Consider the following 2559-nt stretch of genomic DNA (forward strand, 5'->3'; position numbering starts at 1 on the left):
GTGCCGGCGGAGCCGTTGCCCTCGTTAAACGCTTCACGGACTAAAATTTTTAACCTGATGTGCTCAGTATCGGGCTTTTTCACTCGATGGCGCCAGGCCTGATAGCTGCTACGATAAACCCCGAACAGTTGGCAAAGGAAAGCCACTGGATAATGCACTCTGAATAGCTCAATTAACGAGAACTGTTCAAGTAGTCCGACATCAAGAGTGCGGAAGCTTTTTTTAATACTTCATTTTCCATTTAAATACGTTGCAGTTTCTTTTACAGCTCACGTATTTCAATTTGCTCCGGCGTGATGGGCATGGCTTTAGAAGATTTGCCTTGCCGCTCCTGCCTCAACTGACGAACCCAGCTCCCCAAGACTGATTTGTTGACATTCATCGCTTTAGCGGCTTCCAGTTTGAATTCAGGGCTAAAACTTCTTTTCATCATGTCACCTGTTTGATTGTTGAAGTAAAAATATCACCTTTATTACGGTGACCAAAATTACTGTGCCACATCAAGCTGACTTGATTTAACGCGGCGCTGAGGTGCTACGACACCCCGGTGCCGCTCACCACAAGCAACTAATAAGGGTAGTTAATTATGGCTAAGGCGCATTCTAAGGCAGAAGCGGCGATAAATAAAGCCGTGAAAACAGAACGTTATTACACGGTGGGCTATGTGCCGAACGGGAATAAGGTCAACAACGCCACCCCGGCAATACATCTTAAGGGGCAGTGGCTGAGACAGGCGGGATTTAATACCGGCGGCCAGATTACGGTGAAAGTGATGGACGGTTGTCTGATGCTGATCCCTGACAGTGAAGCCACGCAACAACAGCATCAGCAGTACCAGCGGCAACAGGCCCAACTGCGGGAGATTAAGCAGCAGATGCGGGCGTTGATAACCGGTTTTGCGGGTTAAGGGGAGAACATGAGATGACAATAGCGATTGAACATTTACAGGACATTCAGTTAACCCACATTGAAGCACTGGCCTTAGCCCAACTGGCTAAGCGGCTGAACTGGGCGGAGATACGCGCCTGTGCGATTGATGACACGGAAGCCTGGGTTATCAAGGCTGCGATAGGGCGGCTCCCGTCGGCACTGGCGTATCACGGGTATTCACCACGGTAAGAAAGAAACCAGCCGGAAGTGATTCCGGCTTTTTGCTGTTTCAGAGAGAAAACAGAATAAAATAGCCAAAATATAGTCTATGTATATATTTACCATTAATCTTATATTTTTCTATATTATTCCTTTGTTTACCTTCTTATTTATTTTATATTTTTGTGATTTTAAGTTATATATTTAATATATAAGACCAACCCTGTAAAATATTTATTTAAGCATAAAAATAACAAAGCCGGAAAGATTATGGATGGCTGTTTGGCGCTGATCCCTGGCAGCGACGATACTCGCAACATTAAGCAACAGTCCTGCACCAGCAAGACCAGCTCAGAGAGATCAAGCTCTGAATGAGGGAGCTGATTTGGAAGTATTAAGGCAGGATATTGAGTTAATTTTCTCATATTTATCGATTAAAATTCTATTTATATAAATATTCAGCCAAGATAGTCCTAACTCATTATCTTGGCTGACTTTTAGATATTTATATTCCTAAACTATAAATATCATTTGCTTCTTTGTCCGCTTCCTTATCCATTTCTACGGTACCTAAAGCTCCCAAGTCTAGGCTATAAATAATATCACTTTCCTTATTTTTTTCTGCATATATAAAGTAACCAAGATCACCATCTTGACCGATTAAAAAATAATTTGGTTCAGCCTCTTGAATGTTATATGTTTTATTTCTTTCAATAACATATTCACAATTATAAACATATATATTTTCTTGATCTTTGCCGGTTATTTCAATATAAGGTTCATTTTGAATCTTCTCGGATAAAAACTTTCTATAAAAATTAGGCAATTTAATATTCAATTCTTTTTCAATAGAATTTAATTTTTCTAAAATATCTTCTTTCTTCATAAAATTTTCCTCTTAATAAATCTAGATATCAAAGAATGGATTGTTTTTATTAGCGCCTCTAAGCTTATCAAAATATTTATAAGCATCGCCAAGGGCTTTTCTTGCTTGAGCTTGAGGTACGCCAGCATCAATCATCTCCCTATAACTTGTATGAAACTCCTCTTTTAATGTCTTGTCCCATCCTCCAGGCATCGCCCTTCTTGTCCTTTGTGCTGCACTGATTTGAGCATGAGGCATCCCAGAAGTTGAATGTAATAATGTGGCGGGCGCTGAATTTCTTCTATAACCCTTTATGCGTTTTTTAGCCCAATGATCTTGTATTGGGTGATGACTCTGTACAAGATTATCAGCTTTAGTATTACTGTGACCTAGCGCTCTATTAACGCCCGGAGATAAATTGCCATGCAAGTCTACATCACCGGCTTTATATCCGTGAGGGTTTTTACATTCTAACCCGAATGGGTCGATCCATCCTGTGGGATTTTTGACGTATGCATACGGATTCTCACCACCCCAGAGGCCCGTAGGATCGGCACTCAGGTAACAACAGCCTTCCGGCAAATAATAGCGGAACCGATTATAAA

Annotated in this window: 4 protein-coding genes and 1 pseudogene; 2 read left to right on the forward strand and 3 right to left on the reverse strand. The window is 41.1% G+C overall.

Translation table 11 applies throughout. The features are described 5' to 3' along the window. A pseudogene (locus AM629_RS24845) lies at nt 1-433 on the reverse strand (transposase family protein); the annotation flags it as partial. 153 nt (nt 434-586) lie between these two features. Between AM629_RS24845 and AM629_RS20795 the strand changes: the two are divergent. Further along, on the forward strand, nt 587-907 hold the full coding sequence (locus AM629_RS20795; RefSeq protein ID WP_054481682.1) for a SymE family type I addiction module toxin: 321 nt from the start codon (nt 587-589) through the stop codon (nt 905-907). Between the two features lie 14 nt (nt 908-921). Beyond that, nucleotides 922-1119, forward strand: a complete 198-nt coding sequence (locus AM629_RS20800; protein WP_054481685.1) for a DUF7706 family protein — start codon at nt 922-924, stop codon at nt 1117-1119. A gap of 475 nt (nt 1120-1594) precedes the next feature. On the opposite strand, the gene AM629_RS20805 is transcribed toward AM629_RS20800, so the two are convergent. Further along, nucleotides 1595-1975, reverse strand: a complete 381-nt coding sequence (locus AM629_RS20805) for an SMI1/KNR4 family protein (RefSeq protein WP_054481687.1) — start codon at nt 1973-1975, stop codon at nt 1595-1597. A gap of 21 nt (nt 1976-1996) precedes the next feature. Beyond that, nucleotides 1997-2559 (reverse strand): RHS repeat-associated core domain-containing protein (locus AM629_RS20810; RefSeq protein ID WP_276525721.1); only part of this gene is annotated, 563 nt, incomplete at its 5' end.

The sequence above is a fragment of the Photorhabdus heterorhabditis genome (assembly GCF_001280945.1).
GTDB classification, from domain to species: domain Bacteria; phylum Pseudomonadota; class Gammaproteobacteria; order Enterobacterales; family Enterobacteriaceae; genus Photorhabdus; species Photorhabdus heterorhabditis.

What these genes read in the sequence shown, in the direction of transcription:
- AM629_RS20800 (WP_054481685.1), top strand. Translation starts at nt 922, where the DNA reads ATGACAATAGCGATTGAACATTTACAGGACATTCAGTTAACCCACATT.
- AM629_RS20795 (WP_054481682.1), top strand. Translation starts at nt 587, where the DNA reads ATGGCTAAGGCGCATTCTAAGGCAGAAGCGGCGATAAATAAAGCCGTG.
- AM629_RS20805 (WP_054481687.1), bottom strand. Translation starts at nt 1,975, where the DNA reads ATGAAGAAAGAAGATATTTTAGAAAAATTAAATTCTATTGAAAAAGAA.